This window comes from Streptomyces sp. NPDC020192 (genome assembly GCF_044388685.1).
Taxonomy (GTDB): domain Bacteria; phylum Actinomycetota; class Actinomycetes; order Streptomycetales; family Streptomycetaceae; genus Streptomyces.
In genome coordinates this window covers 319,313-334,834 of sequence record NZ_JBIRXG010000006.1, presented here as the reverse complement: position 1 = coordinate 334,834, position 15,522 = coordinate 319,313, and the positions used below count along the sequence as shown (strand labels likewise).

General features: G+C 68.4%; 16 protein-coding genes. 6 read left to right on the top strand and 10 right to left on the bottom strand.

Features of this window, described 5'->3' with window-relative positions; all coding sequences use genetic code 11:
• Window positions 1–7: 7 nt before the first annotated feature.
• The 6 genes from ACH47Z_RS15220 to ACH47Z_RS15195 all read right to left on the bottom strand — a co-directional run bounded on the left by ACH47Z_RS15220 (window position 8) and on the right by ACH47Z_RS15195 (window position 5,315).
• Entirely contained in the window at window positions 8–1,654 is a 1,647-nt protein-coding gene (locus ACH47Z_RS15220) for a sensor histidine kinase (protein WP_399073693.1), read from the bottom strand.
• The gene (locus tag ACH47Z_RS15215) at window positions 1,651–2,391 is read right to left on the bottom strand and encodes a response regulator transcription factor (protein WP_399073692.1); all 741 of its coding nucleotides are present in this window, start codon (window positions 2,389–2,391) and stop codon (window positions 1,651–1,653) included. The genes ACH47Z_RS15220 and ACH47Z_RS15215 overlap by 4 nt, the downstream gene beginning before the upstream one ends.
• A gap of 100 nt (window positions 2,392–2,491) precedes the next feature.
• Window positions 2,492–2,857 (bottom strand): antibiotic biosynthesis monooxygenase family protein, encoded by a 366-nt coding sequence (locus tag ACH47Z_RS15210; protein WP_399073691.1) that lies wholly within the window; start codon window positions 2,855–2,857, stop codon window positions 2,492–2,494.
• Window positions 2,858–2,944: 87 nt separating this feature from the next.
• Window positions 2,945–3,817, bottom strand: a complete 873-nt coding sequence (locus ACH47Z_RS15205) for a DUF2797 domain-containing protein (protein ID WP_399073690.1) — start codon at window positions 3,815–3,817, stop codon at window positions 2,945–2,947.
• A 121-nt stretch (window positions 3,818–3,938) separates the two neighbouring features.
• A complete protein-coding gene (locus tag ACH47Z_RS15200) occupies window positions 3,939–4,901 on the bottom strand; it encodes a Bro-N domain-containing protein (protein ID WP_399073689.1) in 963 nt (320 codons plus the stop codon).
• Window positions 4,902–4,967: 66 nt separating this feature from the next.
• Window positions 4,968–5,315 (bottom strand): HGxxPAAW family protein, encoded by a 348-nt coding sequence (locus ACH47Z_RS15195; protein WP_399073688.1) that lies wholly within the window; start codon window positions 5,313–5,315, stop codon window positions 4,968–4,970.
• Window positions 5,316–5,402: 87 nt separating this feature from the next.
• Between ACH47Z_RS15195 and ACH47Z_RS15190 the strand changes: the two genes are divergently transcribed.
• Window positions 5,403–5,894 carry a MarR family transcriptional regulator gene (locus ACH47Z_RS15190; protein ID WP_399073687.1) on the top strand — a complete coding sequence of 164 codons (492 nt, stop codon included), beginning with the start codon at window positions 5,403–5,405 and terminating at the stop codon, window positions 5,892–5,894.
• Window positions 5,895–6,097: 203 nt separating this feature from the next.
• Window positions 6,098–7,132, top strand: coding sequence for a sphingomyelin phosphodiesterase (locus ACH47Z_RS15185; protein WP_399073686.1), 1,035 nt, complete (start codon window positions 6,098–6,100; stop codon window positions 7,130–7,132).
• A 55-nt stretch (window positions 7,133–7,187) separates the two neighbouring features.
• On the opposite strand, the gene ACH47Z_RS15180 is transcribed toward ACH47Z_RS15185, so the two are convergent.
• Window positions 7,188–8,717 (bottom strand): hypothetical protein, encoded by a 1,530-nt coding sequence (locus ACH47Z_RS15180; RefSeq protein WP_399073685.1) that lies wholly within the window; start codon window positions 8,715–8,717, stop codon window positions 7,188–7,190.
• A 274-nt stretch (window positions 8,718–8,991) separates the two neighbouring features.
• On the opposite strand from ACH47Z_RS15180, the gene ACH47Z_RS15175 reads away from it, so the two are divergent.
• Entirely contained in the window at window positions 8,992–9,186 is a 195-nt protein-coding gene (locus ACH47Z_RS15175; protein ID WP_399073684.1) for a hypothetical protein, read from the top strand.
• A 20-nt stretch (window positions 9,187–9,206) separates the two neighbouring features.
• On the opposite strand, the gene ACH47Z_RS15170 is transcribed toward ACH47Z_RS15175, so the two are convergent.
• The gene (locus ACH47Z_RS15170) at window positions 9,207–9,629 is read right to left on the bottom strand and encodes a DUF6086 family protein (RefSeq protein ID WP_399073683.1); all 423 of its coding nucleotides are present in this window, start codon (window positions 9,627–9,629) and stop codon (window positions 9,207–9,209) included.
• Between the two features lie 821 nt (window positions 9,630–10,450).
• Window positions 10,451–10,969 (bottom strand): winged helix-turn-helix transcriptional regulator, encoded by a 519-nt coding sequence (locus ACH47Z_RS15165; protein WP_399073682.1) that lies wholly within the window; start codon window positions 10,967–10,969, stop codon window positions 10,451–10,453.
• Window positions 10,970–11,068: 99 nt separating this feature from the next.
• Here ACH47Z_RS15165 and ACH47Z_RS15160 point away from each other — a divergent pair, with 99 nt between their 5' ends.
• From ACH47Z_RS15160 to ACH47Z_RS15150, 3 genes are all read left to right on the top strand, one after another.
• Window positions 11,069–11,854, top strand: coding sequence for an SDR family oxidoreductase (locus ACH47Z_RS15160; RefSeq protein ID WP_399073681.1), 786 nt, complete (start codon window positions 11,069–11,071; stop codon window positions 11,852–11,854).
• A 25-nt stretch (window positions 11,855–11,879) separates the two neighbouring features.
• Window positions 11,880–12,239, top strand: a complete 360-nt coding sequence (locus ACH47Z_RS15155; RefSeq protein ID WP_399073680.1) for a nuclear transport factor 2 family protein — start codon at window positions 11,880–11,882, stop codon at window positions 12,237–12,239.
• A 323-nt stretch (window positions 12,240–12,562) separates the two neighbouring features.
• Window positions 12,563–13,804 carry a PP2C family protein-serine/threonine phosphatase gene (locus ACH47Z_RS15150; RefSeq protein ID WP_399073679.1) on the top strand — a complete coding sequence of 414 codons (1,242 nt, stop codon included), beginning with the start codon at window positions 12,563–12,565 and terminating at the stop codon, window positions 13,802–13,804.
• 731 nt (window positions 13,805–14,535) lie between these two features.
• Here the strand turns inward: ACH47Z_RS15150 and ACH47Z_RS15145 are convergent.
• On the bottom strand, window positions 14,536–15,357 hold the full coding sequence (locus ACH47Z_RS15145; RefSeq protein ID WP_399073678.1) for a transposase family protein: 822 nt from the start codon (window positions 15,355–15,357) through the stop codon (window positions 14,536–14,538).
• Window positions 15,358–15,522: the final 165 nt, after the last annotated feature.

Here is a 15,522-nt window from a genome sequence, read left to right as displayed (position 1 = left end):
ACTCTCGTCAGGCCCCCTGTTGCACCCGTGTGGTGGCGCTGTGCTGTGCCTGTGAGTGCGATTGCCAGTCGGTTTCGGGAGCCGGCCGGGGGACGACGGGAGTGAGGGCGGGCAGATGCACGGTGAACACCGTCCGCCCCGGAACGCTGTCGACGGTCACGGCACCGCCGTGCGCGGTCGCGACGGCCTGCACGATGGCGAGCCCGAGCCCGGTGGACCCGGTGGAGCGCGAGCGCGCGGAGTCGCCCCGCGCGAACCGCTCGAAGACGTGCGGCAGCAACTCGGCCGGAATCCCCTGCCCGTTGTCCTCGACGTCGACGCACATCCACGGCCCGCGCCGCTGCACGCGCGCGGTGACGGTCGTCCCCGGTGGCGTGTGCTTACGGGCGTTGCCCAGCAGGTTGACCAGCACCTGCTGGACGCGGGCCGCGTCCGCGGACACCAGGGCGGGCTCGTCGGGCAGGTCGAGACGCCAGTTGTGGTCCATGCCGGCCGCGCGGGAGTCGCTGACGGTGTCCACCACGAGCGGAATGAGATCGGTCTGCTCGAACTGCAGCGGACGTCCGGCGTCCAGCCGGGCGAGGAGGAGGAGATCCTCGACGAGGAGGGTCATCCGCCCCGCCTCGGACTCGATCCTCCCGAGCGCGTGCCGGGTGTCGGGGCCCACCTGTTCGCGTCCGCGTCTGGTGAGTTCCGCGTACCCGCGGATGGAGGCGAGCGGCGTGCGCAGCTCATGGCTGGCGTCGGCGACGAACTGCCGTACCCGCATCTCGCTCTGCTGCCGGGCGTGCAGGGCGCCGTGCACGTGATCCAGCATGCGGTTGAGCGCGGCACCGACCTGGCCGACCTCGGTGTGCGGGTCGCACTCGGACTCCGGGACCCGCTCGCTGAGGTTCACCTCGCCGGTGTGCAGCGGGAGTTCGGAGACCCGGGTGGCGGTGTTGGCGACCTTGCGCAGGGGGCGGGTGGCGACGCCGACGATGACGGTGCCGGCGAGAGAGGCGGCGATGAGTCCGGCGGCGGTGACACTGATCTCGACCAGGATCAGGGTGTTGATCGTGCCGTCGGCCTCGGCGGTCGGCAGGGCGACGTAGAACGTGCCGTTGTTGCCGTCGACGTACCTCACCTGGTAGTCGCCGAGGTCGGGGATCTCGGTGCTGTGGATCTCGCCGTCCTTCGCGACGGAGGCGAGCGCCTTGGTCTGGGTCGCGTTCAGCGCCTTGGCGTTCATCTGCGGGACGTTGTTGTCGTCCTTGGACTTGTGGCCGACCCTGGCCTCGGTGATGACGCCGTTCTCGACCTTGGCGGCGATGGTGCCGCTGGGCTGCGGACCCCGGGCGACGAACTCGCCGAGGTCGGTCTCCTTGAAGGCGCCGCGCTTGCCCTGCTGGTCCGGGGGCGTGACCCCGTTCTTCATCCCGTCCGGCGCCGGTCCGAATCCGCCGGCCGCGCGCGCGGAGGCCTCGATGAGCTGCTGGTCCAGCTGGTCGTACAGATGCGACCGCAGTGCGAGCGTGGTCACCGTGCCGATCACCGCGCACACCACCGCGATCAGCAGCACCGACGCGACGACGAGCCGGGTCCGTAGGGTGCGCGGCTGCCCCGGTCGTCGTTTCTGCCGCCGCTGCGGACCCGTCCGCCGTCGCCCGCTCATGAGGTGGCGGGCTTGATCAGATAACCGGCCCCGCGCCGCGTGTGGATCATCGGCTCGCGGCCCGCGTCGATCTTCCGCCGCAGATACGAGATATAGAGCTCGACCACATTGGCCTGTCCGCCGAAGTCGTACGACCACACACGGTCCAGGATCTGCGCCTTGCTGAGCACACGCCGAGGATTGCGCATGAGGAAGCGCAGCAGCTCGAACTCGGTGGCCGTGAGGTGGATGTTCTCTCCGGCCCGCGACACCTCGTGACTGTCCTCGTCCAGGGTCAGGTCACCCACGACGAGCACGGAGTCCGACCGCCGGTCGGCAGCCCCGGACCGGCGAATGAGCCCCCGCAGCCGGGCCACGACCTCCTCCAGGCTGAACGGTTTGGTGACGTAGTCGTCCCCGCCCGCGGTGAGCCCGGCGATACGGTCCTCGACGGCGTCCTTGGCGGTCAGGAACAGGACGGGCACGTCGGGCAGTTCCCGCCGCAGCCGCCCCAGCACGGTGAGCCCGTCCATGTCCGGCAGCATCATGTCCAGGACGACGGCGTCCGGACGGAACTCCCGGGCGGTCTGTATCGCACCCTGCCCGTCCCCCGCACTCCTGATCTGCCAGCCCTCGTAACGAAGGGCCATGTTCAGCAGTTCGGTGATCGACAGCTCGTCGTCCACCACAAGCACTCGGACGGGGCTCCCGTCCGGCCTCAGCAGTTCGGTGCGCCCCCGGGGCGAGGTCGTGGTCATGCTGGACACCATGTCGGGATCCTCTGAGAAGAGGCTTTCTGCAATCTGTGATTTCCCTGAGAAACTCACAGGCGGCTCTCAGGCGGCACCTGGGAAGCGCTCACGCGGGGGTGAAGGCGTGCGCGTGCTCGACCCGGGCGATGTGGATCACGTACCGCTCGTACCACCGCTCCCGTCCGCGCCGCTTGGCCTCGAGATGCTCGGGGTGCTCCCGCCACCGCTGGATCCCGTCGAGATCCCGGAAGTAGGCCACGGAGATGGCGAGTCCGCCCGGGCCTGGGCTATGGGCGAAGTCCTCACCGAGGAAGCCGGGGATGTCACGGACGAGGCGGGAGAGACGGGTGGCGGTGCGCTGGTATTCACCGGGGTCTTCGCCGGGGCGGCGGAGGGAGGTGAAGACGACGGCGTAGTAGGGGGGTTCGTGGGCGGGAGTGGGCAGGACAGGGTCGTTCCGCTGATCGCTCATGACAACAACCGTCGGCGACGGGCCTGTTGGGAGTCCAGAGACCTTGCCGAAGGGGATCCGTCCGGGATCCATTTCTTTACGGTCGTGTCAGAAGAGACCCTCGGGCTCGCGCCGGAACTCCCGTACGGGAAGGGTGAGTCGGCCTCCGGGGACATCGGACGGCACCAGCTCCCACCCGGCCATCAGCCGGGTGTCGAGCACGACGACCCCGTGTCCCTCGACCGCCAGATGCAGATCGGGCCCGGCGGCCGCGACCAGCTCCCCGCCCACGGCTCCGCCCGGCACCAGCTCCACGACGTCACCGAAGGCGGCCGGGGCCCGGTCGAGCCCGAACGTGCCGGCGTGATCGACGACCCGGCACTCGGCGGGGCGAAGAGACTCCGGCCAGGCCGGGAGCGCCACGGCCCTGGCATGCAACTCCCGCACCTCCAGGGCCCGTTCCACCTCTGTCGCGGGCAGCGCGGACCGCACCGCCCGCTTCTCGACGTACGGAATCCGGTCCGGCACCTTCAGCGCGGCCCTGAGCAGCTCCTCGGTACGCCGGGCGGCCATCAGCGGACCGGTGCCGAGCCAGCTGAAACAGACGGCACCCTGCTCGAGCAGCCGCGCGCTCTCGCGCTCGACGGCGGTGATGCCGACCTTGACCATCCCGGGCCCGAACCACGCCAGGTACACCCGGTACGGCCGAGGATCGTCGGCGATCGTGTCGGCGGCCACGGAATGCGCCCGATCCAGCCGCGCACACTCCTCGCACCGGGCGCCCGTACTCCTCGCCGACACGGCCGCCTGCACCGGACACCCGTTCCCCCGCGCCCCGACACACCTGCGCACACCCCCCTCCAGCACAGCGAAGGCGACCCGCTTCCCCCACGGCAGCGCACTGCGCCGCCCGCCGTCCCAGACCAGCACGGGACCGTCCGACGACCAGCGCAGTCCGGTGCACTTCCAAACCTGTGCCATCACTCTTGAGGGTAGGGGGTGGGTCTGACAGTGGGGTCGGGGCGGAAGGAGGGCGTAGGGTACGCAAGGGCCCGAAGCCGCAACTCCGTTTTGCGACTTCGGGCCTGTTTGCGTGCGTGTGCTACGGCAGCACGTACACCGGCGTCCCGCCTTCCGCGAGCCCCGTCTGCCGCATGCAGCCACGCTTGATCAGCATGCGCACACAGTCATGGACCCGGTCGAGGGTGAGTCCGGTACGGTCCGCGACGTCCTCCAGCCGGCAATGCACCGGCCCGCGCAACAGCGCCGGGGCGAGACAGGTGGCGACGGCGTGCACGTCATCGGTGACGACGAGGTTCTTGGCCCGCCAGGTGGCCAGGAGCTGCTGAGGGGTCATCGTCGGCGGGGGCGGCGCCAGGGTGGAGGGCCGCAGCCGGTCGGCGATGAGGTCGAGGGTGTCGGCGATGCGGCCGAGGAAGTCGTTGGTGCGGCTGAGTTGGCCGCCGAGCTGCTCGTTGAGGCATCGCATCTGCTCGATCCGCTCGAACTGCGTGACCGCCTGTGCCTCGTCCGCCTGGATGTTCCGCTCCTCCAGCCGGACGATCGCGTCGGCGACCTCTTGAGGCATGAGGTAGGCGGTGCGGCCGTCGGGGGCGGGTTGCACGGGGGCGGGGTCGAGGGAGTAGGAACCGTCGCGCTGGATGGTCTCGATGACCTCACTGACCCATGCCTTGAAGGGCGCGCACTTGGGCTTGGTGCAGCCGTTGACGAGCTGGATGATCCCTTTCAAGTTCACCAGCTTCATCGAACGCTGAAGCCTGTGACCTGCAAGTTTGCGCAAAGTGGTTGGTCCACAGACGCCGTGTGCAATCTCGCTGAGGCGCTTCGTGCAATCTGGCGCAACGTGCCACAACAGAGCTTGCCGTGTGTTTGCGTACCCGAGATGGAGGGCCACATCCACAGCCGGGAACCAGTGCTCCCCACTCGGCAGAGTGATCCTCCGCACCCGCGCCCCCGTAGCCGCGAACACGAAGTCGTTGACGTCGATCGCATCCTGTTCCCGCCCCGCCGACTGCTCCGGCGGAGTCTCGTTCTGCTCGTACATCGAGCATCACCTCCACCTCCGAAGCTAGGGATGCCGATCACCAACTGCCGTCCACAGAACGCACGTTCACTCGATAGGGGACAGAGGTATCGATTCGGCAGGAACCATCCCAGAAACCCGCCGCCCCCTCCCCGCCAACCGACAGCTCACGCAGCCCGGATGTCCCTCCCGCGCCCGCACATCCCGCACCCGCATCCCCCACTCCCCCCGATCCCGCACCCCCGGCGACTTCCCCCAGCCCGACAGATGCAGGACCCAGGTCACCAGAACACTCACGGCGACCACGGCCAGCCCGCCCCCGGCCACCGCCGGCGAGGCCGCACACACCCCCAGCCCCACCACCGCACCCCCCGCGGTCGCGATGCCGAAGCCGGTCCAGCCGGCGATCGTGTGACCCTCGTCGTACAGACTCATAGCCGCCTCCAGAGACGAGCCTCAGACTCTCTCACGAACTAAGAAGTTACATCACCGAATATCTCACGAGCTAAGGGATTCCGAAAGATGCACGGCACGCCGCGACCGCCCGCCACACCGGCTCAGGCGCTGTCGGCGATGGACCACCTCATCGCCGCCCACCTGATCGGACAGCAGGAGCTGGCCCGGCGGCTGGGTCTGAACGTCACCGATCTGACCTGCTTCGCCTTCGTCCTGGAGGCCGGCGACGACCTGCTGACGGCCGGTGACCTGGCCGCCCGGGCCCACGTCACCACCGGCGCGGTGACCGGCATCCTCAACCGCCTCGAACGCGCCGGCTACGTCACCCGCCGCCCCGACCCCACCGACCGCCGCCGGGTCAGGGTGGCCGCCGTACCGGACGCCGTCGCGCGCGTCGCGGCGGTGTACGCGGGCCACTACAGACGACTGACGGATCTGTTCTCCGACTACACCCCGGAGGAACTCGCGGTCATCACCGACTGGTTCACTCGGGCCACGGGCCTGGCGCACGAGTACCTGGAGAAGCTGAACCGGAACGACCCGGACGAGGAGTGCTGAAGACACTGAAGCTGTGCACACAGCTCGGACGGTCAACCGGAGCCGGCCGGTCAGATCAGCCCGCCGCTAGGTGAACTTGTACAGACACCTTTTCTCCACGGACCGATCCACCACTGTTCGTGTCGATGTTCTGTCGGCCGCACCGGCGACCACCTAGAGTCTGTCGCGCTGTCATGTACCCGCCCACCTCACCAGGAGAGCGCATGGTCTCGCGTCGTACCGCCACCGCCGTCACCACCGCGGCGGCGGCCCTGCTCCTCGGCGCCGTCGGCTACCCCGCCCCCGCCGCGAGCGCGGCCACCGGCACCAGCCTGTCGGTGTTCGCCTGGAACGTCGACCTCGCCACCCCGATCGTCGACAGCACCCAGAACGAGAAGGCGGCCCAGCGCACCCCGGCCATCGAGTCGATCGTCCGCGCGCACAGCGCGGACGTGGTGGTGCTCGACGAGGACTTCAACAACAGCTCCACCGCCGACATCGTCGGCAAGCTCGCCGACCTGTACCCGTACCACACCCCGGTCGTCGGCCAGACCTGTTCCGGCGGCGGCTGGACGGGCATCAGCGGTGACTGTTCCAACTCGCTGTTCGTCATCAACGGCGGCACGATGATCCTCTCCAAATACCCGATCACCGCCCAGTACGCCCACGTCTTCAGCAACTCCACCTACGGCACCTGGGACTACCACGCCAACAAGGGCGCGGCGCTGGCGCAGATCGACAAGGGCGGGGTGAAGAGCTGGGTGGTCGGCACCCACCTCCAGGCCGACGAGTCCGACACCTCCACCGACACCACCCAGTCCACCCGGCTCGCCCAGCTCCGCGAGATCCGCTCGTGGGTGGACGGCATCGCCGGCTCGAGCGGTCCGGTGCTGATCGGCGGTGACATGAACGTGGAGTACTACGGCGGTCAGGCGCGCGGCGACTACGCCAACGCCCAGAGCGCGGTGAACGGCGTCCTCGGCACCCCGGCCGCCGACCCGGGCCAGAGCCTGCGGACGATGGACTGCCCGGTGTCCGCCTGGTGCCAGGACATGTCCGGCATCGAGTCCTTCCCCAAGGACTACCGGGACGACCTCGACTACATCGGCTACCTGAACGCGACGGACCGCCCGGCCCCGGCCGCGATGTCCACCGTCAAGGTCGACTTCGATCCCCAGTCCGGCTGGACCACCGGCCGGACCGACACGAACGCCCCCAGCGACCACTACCCGGTCGAGGCGAGCTTCCAGTTGGACTAGAACATGCCGAAGGCCCCGGATCGCGGCGGATCCCGGGGCCTTCGAGCGAGGTGCCTCAGCTCACGGCGTACGCGTTGTACACCGTGGTCGTCGCGCTGTCGCCGTGGGTGTCGGTGACCGTCGAGCGCAGGCCGACGCGGCCGGAGGCCGGGTTGTGGACGGCGATGGTCCACTTGCCGCCGGACAGCTTGGCGGCGGTGGCGTGCCAGGTGGTGCCGTTGTCGGTGGTGTACCAGGCCTGCACGGACTTCACGCTGTCGGACAGCTGCTGGATCGTGCTGTCGTCCGTGCCGGTGCGCTGCATGCCCAGGACGACGGTCGTGGTCGAGCCGGGGGCCGCCTGGTTCCTGCTGTCGAGCGCGTTGGGCCAGAACCGGGTGATGTAGTCCCGGATCTGCTCGTTCTTGTCGGGGTCCGCGTAGAAGTGCAGGGTGAGGCTGGAGGTGGTCGACAGCGAGCCGGACGGCAGGCTGCGGTGACCGGTCTGAGTGAGCGTGTACCAGCCCGCACCGGGGATCACCGGGTGCGCGTCGATCTCGTTCGACGGGCTGTAGGTGTGCGAGTACAGCGTCTTGCCCGCGTGGGTCAGCTTCACGGTGCCGGAGGCCAGCGTCCCGCCCGCCGGAAGGGTCGGGTCGGAGAACGGGTTGATGTTCCCGAAGTACAGCTGGTGGTACCAGGTGTTGGGCAGCCGCCCGCCGGGCCCCCAGACCGCGTGGCCGAGGGTCAGCGAGGTGGTCTGGCCGGCCGCGTAGCTGTGGAAGCCGTCGAAGATGAAGTCGTTGCCCTGCTGGCTCACCGCCCATTGACCGGCCGGGAGGTGGGCGGTGAAGGAGTTGGGCAGGTCACGCTGGAACTGGAGCGAGGTCGGGCCCCACGAGCAGGCGTCGCCGCTCGCCGACGAGTAGTCGAACGAGAAGTCCGCCTGTCCGCTGTCGGGACCTGAACGGGCGGACACCTTGAGGGCGGTCAGCCCGGACTGCTTCAGCGTCGCGGACACCCCGGACGGCACACCGCCCCGGTGCGTGGCGGACGCCACCCAGAAGCTCCCGCCGGTCTCCGACGTCGGCTGGTACGTGGTGCCGTAGGACAGCTCGTACGCCTTGCTGCTCGACGGGATGACATACAGCTCACCCGCCTCCGCCGACATGCCCATGTTCGCCGGGCCGTTGTCTGCGGCGCAGACGTACGCGCTGACCGTGTGGTCGTATCCGCTGCCCGGGTTCGGGCTGAGCGAGACGTTGACCGGGCGGCCCTGCCGGGCGTCGAACGTGGTCTTCGTGGCCCCGGAGACCGTCACGTTGTGGCCGCCGACGGTGGCGCGTTCGTCCCCGGCGTCCCGGAAGGACGTGACCAGCTCGTAGCTGCCGTTGGGCAGCGACGTCGCCTTGTTGCTGTCGATGTAGCGGAAGTCGTTCGTCCTGGTGTTGTAGACCGCCACCTGGGCGTAGACCGGCTTGCCGCTGCGGTCCAACGTCGTGACGGTGAGTGAGCCGTTGCCTGCGGCCGACGCCGTCGAAGCGCCGGCCAGGAGAAGCGGCACGAGCACGGTGACGGCGCTCGCGGCTGCTGTGGTTCGCCGCATCAAACCCCCCATAGGTGCGCGACAAAAACGAGGCACCATAGCGCACAGGGATCACAGCCCCCGTCACCAGCCCCTTCACTCCCCGAAATGCATGCCGGGCGGGGCAACCAAATGGCAATGAGAATCATTGCAGCCAGGTCTGGCTCCCGTGCACGGAAATCAAAGACCGTCGACACGCACAGCATATGCGGCGGGCAAATACCACACGCCGACTAATCTACGTCGAGAAAGGACGCGACTTTTTCGCGTAACACTGCGCCGAAAAGAGGTCACCATGCCCATTCCGCTCGACGACAACGTCACGGCCTTCCAGAACAACTGGAGGTTCTGCAATCACTGCTGTTCTCTTTGGTGGAACGGCCGACCGGACAACGGCGCCTGCCCGTCCTCCAGCTCGCCCGACGGGCAGCATCACGGCGAGGGCAGCTGGAACTTCTACCAGCCCGCGAATCCGGATCAGCACATCTGATCCACGGAGCGCCGCTCCGGTCAGCGAGGCATGCACCGCCCGAGCTCCCGTGCCTTCTCGCGCAGCCCTGCGCCCCAGGCTCGCCCCTCGGGCGGGGCGGACATCCCTGTGACGGCGGAGACCTGTACGTCTCGGAACGGGCCGTGCTCGTTGGCTCCGAGCCCGGCCCAGTCCACCCTGATCCCGGCACGCTCCGCAAGAACCAGCACGGTGGCGGTGAAGCCGTCGGAAAGCGCGAGCACTATGGCATGGCTCGTTCTTCGGTGCTGCGCCAAAAGGGCGTTGACGAAGATCTCGAAGGCGTCCGGATCGATCTGGCACTCGTCGTTCTCCATCGGTCCGATGCCCGATGGGATTTCCAGCTCCGCTTCGAAGACCGCGACTTGACGCCGGAAAAGACGGGAAGCCCCATGGGACGGGTTCCACAGGGTCTCGTCGCCCATATCGAAGTACTGGCTCAGCGCGGCACCCTTCGGCTGATTACGGTGGCAATGAGGGCTGCGGCCATACCGATGCCGGCCGGGCCGGAGTCCGCTCGACGCCCCGGCGGCACCGGATCAAGCCCTGGTCCCCGCGCGCGGAGATCCGCTCTTCGCGGCCGGCGTCGCTGCCGTACGCCTCTGAAACGCCAGAGGCCCCGGATCACTCCGGGGCCTCTGGTCTGTGTGCACTCGGCAGGATTCGAACCTGCAACCTTCTGATCCGTAGGATCAGGCAGGCGGTTGGGCGGGGGCTCTGCCTTCCTTCCGGCTGATCGCTGATGGTCGTGATCAACGGCCTCTGTGTGCCATCGTTGCCGTCAGCGTTGCCGTCAACTCTGAACGGCGCACCGGCTAGCGCTGACTCGCAGGGTGCGCAGTACCGCAGGCCCAGCCCGGCTGAGAGTTGCAACTTTCTCTACGGGTTCAGGCACCCGTCGTCGCTTCGCTCCTCCGGGCGGGCACACGGGGCATGAGGTCAGAACACGTCGTGGCTGGGGCGGTCGGCTCCGCGACCGCTCTGTAATGTGCGCAAGCTGGCTCCGACCGCATCGCAGAAGGTCACGTCGCCAAGGTCGATGATCACCCGAGGTGATGGGGATTCTTGGAAACGACCGGTGTTGCTCCTCACCTCACTTGATCCAGTTCTCAACGACTGGGGAGGGTTGGCAGGTATCACGCCGGCGACAAGCCGGTGCCGCGAGGCTGGTCAGGTGCAGCCCTGGTCAGGTGCAGCCCGTGCTCGCGGCCCTACTCAAGGCTGTACGAGGCTCTTCCGGGCGGACTTACGCCTCTTCCGCGGGAATGGTCGGCCGTGCCGCGTAGCGGCTGCGCATCGCGTCGCTGGCTGCGGGGCCTGCGGTGAAGACGTAGGCGGCGCTGTCGTCGAGTCGGCGGCCGGTTTTGGCGTCGACGACGACGGGCTCGGCTTCCTCGCCGGTGTGCGCGTCGACGAGGATCATGCTGCGCTCCGTCGGCGTGAGGCGGGAGTTGCCCCACGCGGCGAGGGCGACGATCACCGGGCGCAGGGAGCGCCCGAGTTCGGTCAGGACGTACTCGTGCCGGACGGGGCTGGTCTGGTAGGGCCGGCGCTCCAGCAGACCGTCGGCGACCAGGGTCTTCAGCCGGGTGGTGAGCATGCTGGAGGAGATGCCCAGGCTCTCCTGGAACTGGTCGAAGCGGGTGTAGCCGTCGAAGGCGTCGTGGAGGATCAGCAGTGTCCACCACTCGCCGACGTGTTCCACCGTCGTGGACAGCGGGCACTCCCGGTCCTCCAGCCTGATGCGGCTCGCCACGGCGACCATCCCCTCAGTTACTGCTAATGTCGAAGTTAGTAGCTTCTATTTTAGCAGTCGAGACGGGAGCGGCGCCTCGTATACCCGCGCCCGGGAACGGAGCACAACGTGACCACATCCATCAGCGAATCCCTCGAAGGCCGACGCGCTCTGGTCACCGGCGGCACCAAGGGCACCGGAGCCGCGATCGCCCGACGGCTCGCCGAGGCCGGCGCGACCGTGCTGGTCACCGCCCGCAGCCGCCCCGACGACGTCGAGGAGAAGACGTTCATCACCGCCGACCTGTCCACCGCCCAGGGCGCCGCCCACGTTGCCTCCGAGGTGGACGCCCGCATGGGAGGCGTCGACATCCTGGTCAACACCCTCGGCGGCTCCGAGGCACCAGCGGGAGGATTCGCCGCGCTCGGCGAGGACGACTGGGCAAGGGAACTGAACACGAACCTGCTGGCCGCCGTCCGCCTGGACCGCGCACTCCTCCCGCACATGATCGCCACGGGCAAGGGCGCGGTCGTGCACGTCACCTCGATCCAGCGCCGCATGCCGCTGTGGAACGGCACCCTGGCCTACGCCGCCGCCAAGGCCGCCCTGACCACCTACAGCAAGGGCCTGGCCAACCAGGTCGCCCCGCACGGCGTCCGCGTCAACACCGTCTCGCCCGGCTTCGTCCAGACCTCGGCCGCCGACAACCTCGTCACCCGGATCGCCCACGAGGCCGGCATCAGCCAGGAAGCGGCGCTGGGCCGGCTCATGGACTCCCTGGGAGGCATCCCGCTCGGTCGTCCCAACCGGCCCGAGGAAGTCGCCGAACTCGTCGCCTTCCTCGTCTCCGACCGCGCCTCGGCCATCGTCGGCGCCGAATACGTCATCGACGGCGGCACCACCCCCACCGTCTGAACCCGCCACCACCATCAGGAGCGTCATGCACGACAACCAGCCCCGGACCATCACCCCGGACGACCTGCCCGCGGTGATCACCCGCTACCTCACAGCGCACCGCGTCCACGACACCGCAACCGCGGTCACGACGTTCACCGACGACGCCACAGTGATCGACGACGGCAACACCTACCAGGGAAGCGCCGCGATCGAGCGGTGGCTGGACCGATCAGCCACCGAATTCACCTACACCATCCACCTCACGAACGCCCAGCAGATCGACACGGCCCACTACGTCGCCACACACCACCTCGAAGGCAACTTCCCCGGTGGCATCATCGATCTCCGCTATCGGTTCACGCTGCGCGACGACCTCATCGAACACCTCGCCATCGAACCCTGAACCCGCTCCCACACCACCTGTTCCCGCCCTCGAGAGAGACCCCACCCACCCCCGGACCGCCCCGTCCCAGCCCTCGTGCCCGCCCAGCCACCTGCCCAAGAGCCAGCCCTCAAGTTCGGCAACCCGCAGGTCAGCACTTGCACGCCTGAGGAATCAAGGCGAGCAACTCCGGGGCCATCCTCAGCACAGGGTGAGGAGATTCAAAGATCCCCATCAGAGGCGGCGATTGGGCCGACATGCCGCGCATGGCGTAATAAGCCGCTCGGGCGAGATCCCAGGTCACGTTGTGCACAGGTGGTGACCGAGGTGAGGGCAGGCAGGAGATGGTTAACCAGGCCATGGGCGAGGAGATCCCGGAGGACCGCTCGGAGGGTTTCGGCGAGCGGCTGCTCGGCGTACTGCTGGACAGAGCGCCGCATTTGCCGCCGCAGCTGATCGCCCCGCTGATCGCGGAGGAAGTGGCCAGGATCGGGGGCCGTGAGGTCTCCATCCTGCTCCAGGACTACGCGCAGGAGCTGCTGGTGCCACTGCCGGGCAGAAAACTGCACGTCAGCCAGCCCCAGCCGGTAATGGACTCCCCCGCCGGCCGGGCCTTCTTGCGCGGGCGGGTCGTCGAGGTACCACAGGCCCACAGCGTCCGGATGTACCTCCCGCTGCTGGACGGAAGCGACCAGGTGGGCGTGATGGCCCTCACCCTGGATGCCGTCGGCGCCGACGACCGGCGCCTGCTACGCAGGCTCGCTGGCCTGGTCGCCGACTTGCTAGTCACCAAGAACGCCTACACCGACCAGTTCTTCCAGGCCCGGCGCCGGGAGCCGATGAACGTGGCCGCGGAGATCCAGTGGAGCCTGCTGCCGCCACTGTCGATGTCCGTGCCGCAGGTCGAGGTGGCCGGCATCCTGGAGCCCGCCTACCGCGTGGCCGGCGACAGCTTCGACTACGCCCTCAACGACGACATCCTGCATGCCGCCCTGATCGACGCGATGGGCCACGGCCTGGACGCCGCCACGATGGCGACCGTGGCCATCGGCGCCTACCGGCACGCCCGGCGCATGTTCATCGACCTGGCCGAGAAGTACGCGTTCATGGACGATGCCATCTCCCGGCAGTTCGGCCCCGACCACTTCGTCACGGCGCAGCTGATGCACCTCAACATCGCCACCGGTGAGATGAAGCTGGTCAACGCGGGCCACCCTGCCCCGTTGCTGATCCGCGACGGCCGGGTGGTACAGCAACTGGAGAGCGCGACGACGCTGCCCGTCGGCTTCGGCGGCGAGGTACCCCGGATCGGAGAGCACACCCTCCAGCGAGGCGACCGCGTGCTGTACTACACCGACGGCATCATCGAGGAGCACGTCACTGGCGGGGAGCTCTTCGGCGAAGAACGCCTCACCCGCTGCGTCAACCGCCTGGGGGAGGAGCCGTCAGAGGGAGTCCGGGCGGATCTGCGACGGCTCTCCCACCTGCTGAAGAGGGAACGAGACGGGCACACCAGCGACGACGCCACCCTTTTCATGATCGAGTGGCGCGGAGGCGCCGCCGACCACCTCGCGGCTCTTGACTGAACACCTCGACGCCAACCAAGTCCACACCAGACAGCGCCGCCCGTTGGACGACGCCCCCTGCGCGCCGACGATGCCAGGACCGGCCCGGCTCCATGTTTCGTCGAATTGTCGGTGCAATACTCGGCGAGTGAGCGGCGGAGTCCGCCGGGTTCGGTAAAGCAGCTCGCGGGCGTCGCTCGCTCCTCTGCCACCTGCGCTGTAGTCGCGAGTGGCAGAGCGATGCTTCCTGTCAGCACTCCGTGTCGGTCATGCCATCGGTACCTAGGCGGCCTGAGCCACCCTGATCCATAGCGGGCATTCTGCCGGACTCCAAGGCACGCCGAAGGGGTTTCGCGGCGGCGGATGCCAGCTCTAGCTGGGGTGCCCCTGGGCCGTGTGTGGGCCGTCCGAGGGCGGCCGACGACGACAGGCACAACAGCTGCCGACCGCATCTCCATGGTCAGGAACAGCGCGTTGGATACCGCCGCAGGCCCCAATCCCCGAACGTAAGTTGAGGAACCACTGGGCTAGAACGCTGCGGTACAGCAGAGAAGTACAGCAACCGTGCGGGGCTCAGTTGCCCCGCTTCGGCCGCCAAGGACCCCGTGACCAGCTCAGGACACATCAGCGGCCGCCCCGCCCGTAGTTCGCAGCGAGGGGCAGCGTCACGCAACGCCTGCACGGGGCGCCGTTCTCAACCGATGAGCGGCCCCCACAGCCTTGACCCAGTCATTGAGGTTTTCTCAGCGAGATCATTTCCAGTGCCCATTGAGGACAAGGGCGGCGCGTGCGATGTCGCCGATCCGACTGGGGCTGAGCGTGACGTACTTCAGCGCCCGCCAGCGCTCCTTGAGCTCAGCGGCGGTTCGCTCGCCCAGGGAGCGGACGCCACACAAGAGCGCGTTGTAGGTGCGGGTGTCGGCGTGGAGGTGGTCGGCGCTCTGCCCGGCGGGCTTCTTGACCGGGACGTGGATGCCGATGCCGGCGCCCTTGTAGCCGGAATCGGCGAGGGTGGGCAGGCCCTCGCGGGCCGCCGTGTACAGCGCGGGCAGGACATGGACGCGGGCGGCGGTGAGATCGTGGGTGGAGCCGGGCTCGACGTCGGACGTCCACAGCGGGGTGCCGTCTGGAGCGGCGAGGAACTGCACGTTGCCGCCGAAGCACTTGTGCTTGCCGGAGTACCAGGCGTCGATCTCCTTGCCCTTCGCGCTCAGCACTGTCCTGGCAAGGCGGTCGGTCTCGATCAGGGTGCCGTCCAGGATCACGTGGCTCATCCCCTCACCTCGGCAGCGTTCCAACACCTCGTGCAGATATGGGGCTTGGGCGGCCAGGACGTCGATGCCTTCGTGCAGGTAGCGGTAGCCGGTGGCCTGCGAGATGCCGGCATCCCGGGCCAGGCAGTGCACGCAGCCGCGGTCGCGGAACCAGCGCAGCACCAGCACGGCCTGGCGGAAGGTTCCCAGAGCCCGAGAGCCCTTCGGGGTGCCGATCCGGCGTCGTTGCGCGGCCAGCAGCCGGGACAGGTACTCCACCACGTGGCGCGGGACATCGAGCGTGGCAGTATAGGTGACCAACGTGGAGCCTCTGGCGTTCCGGAACTTGATCTTGTCAGGCCTGTTCCTACCAGGGCCTTTGCGTCTACCCACGGGCGGACGACCCGGTGTCCGTTCTCGCCGCAGACGGGCAGATTCAAACCGCTTTAGCAGATCAGCAACCGAGCAGGAATGCCGACATCAGGG

Coding starts and splice junctions, on each gene's coding strand:
- ACH47Z_RS15220 (WP_399073693.1), bottom strand. CDS start 1,654: ATGAGCGGGCGACGGCGGACGGGTCCGCAGCGGCGGCAGAAACGACGA.
- ACH47Z_RS15215 (WP_399073692.1), bottom strand. CDS start 2,391: ATGACCACGACCTCGCCCCGGGGGCGCACCGAACTGCTGAGGCCGGAC.
- ACH47Z_RS15210 (WP_399073691.1), bottom strand. CDS start 2,857: ATGAGCGATCAGCGGAACGACCCTGTCCTGCCCACTCCCGCCCACGAA.
- ACH47Z_RS15205 (WP_399073690.1), bottom strand. CDS start 3,817: ATGGCACAGGTTTGGAAGTGCACCGGACTGCGCTGGTCGTCGGACGGT.
- ACH47Z_RS15200 (WP_399073689.1), bottom strand. CDS start 4,901: ATGTACGAGCAGAACGAGACTCCGCCGGAGCAGTCGGCGGGGCGGGAA.
- ACH47Z_RS15195 (WP_399073688.1), bottom strand. CDS start 5,315: ATGAGTCTGTACGACGAGGGTCACACGATCGCCGGCTGGACCGGCTTC.
- ACH47Z_RS15190 (WP_399073687.1), top strand. CDS start 5,403: ATGCACGGCACGCCGCGACCGCCCGCCACACCGGCTCAGGCGCTGTCG.
- ACH47Z_RS15185 (WP_399073686.1), top strand. CDS start 6,098: ATGGTCTCGCGTCGTACCGCCACCGCCGTCACCACCGCGGCGGCGGCC.
- ACH47Z_RS15180 (WP_399073685.1), bottom strand. CDS start 8,717: ATGCGGCGAACCACAGCAGCCGCGAGCGCCGTCACCGTGCTCGTGCCG.
- ACH47Z_RS15175 (WP_399073684.1), top strand. CDS start 8,992: ATGCCCATTCCGCTCGACGACAACGTCACGGCCTTCCAGAACAACTGG.
- ACH47Z_RS15170 (WP_399073683.1), bottom strand. CDS start 9,629: ATGGGCGACGAGACCCTGTGGAACCCGTCCCATGGGGCTTCCCGTCTT.
- ACH47Z_RS15165 (WP_399073682.1), bottom strand. CDS start 10,969: ATGGTCGCCGTGGCGAGCCGCATCAGGCTGGAGGACCGGGAGTGCCCG.
- ACH47Z_RS15155 (WP_399073680.1), top strand. CDS start 11,880: ATGCACGACAACCAGCCCCGGACCATCACCCCGGACGACCTGCCCGCG.
- ACH47Z_RS15150 (WP_399073679.1), top strand. CDS start 12,563: ATGGTTAACCAGGCCATGGGCGAGGAGATCCCGGAGGACCGCTCGGAG.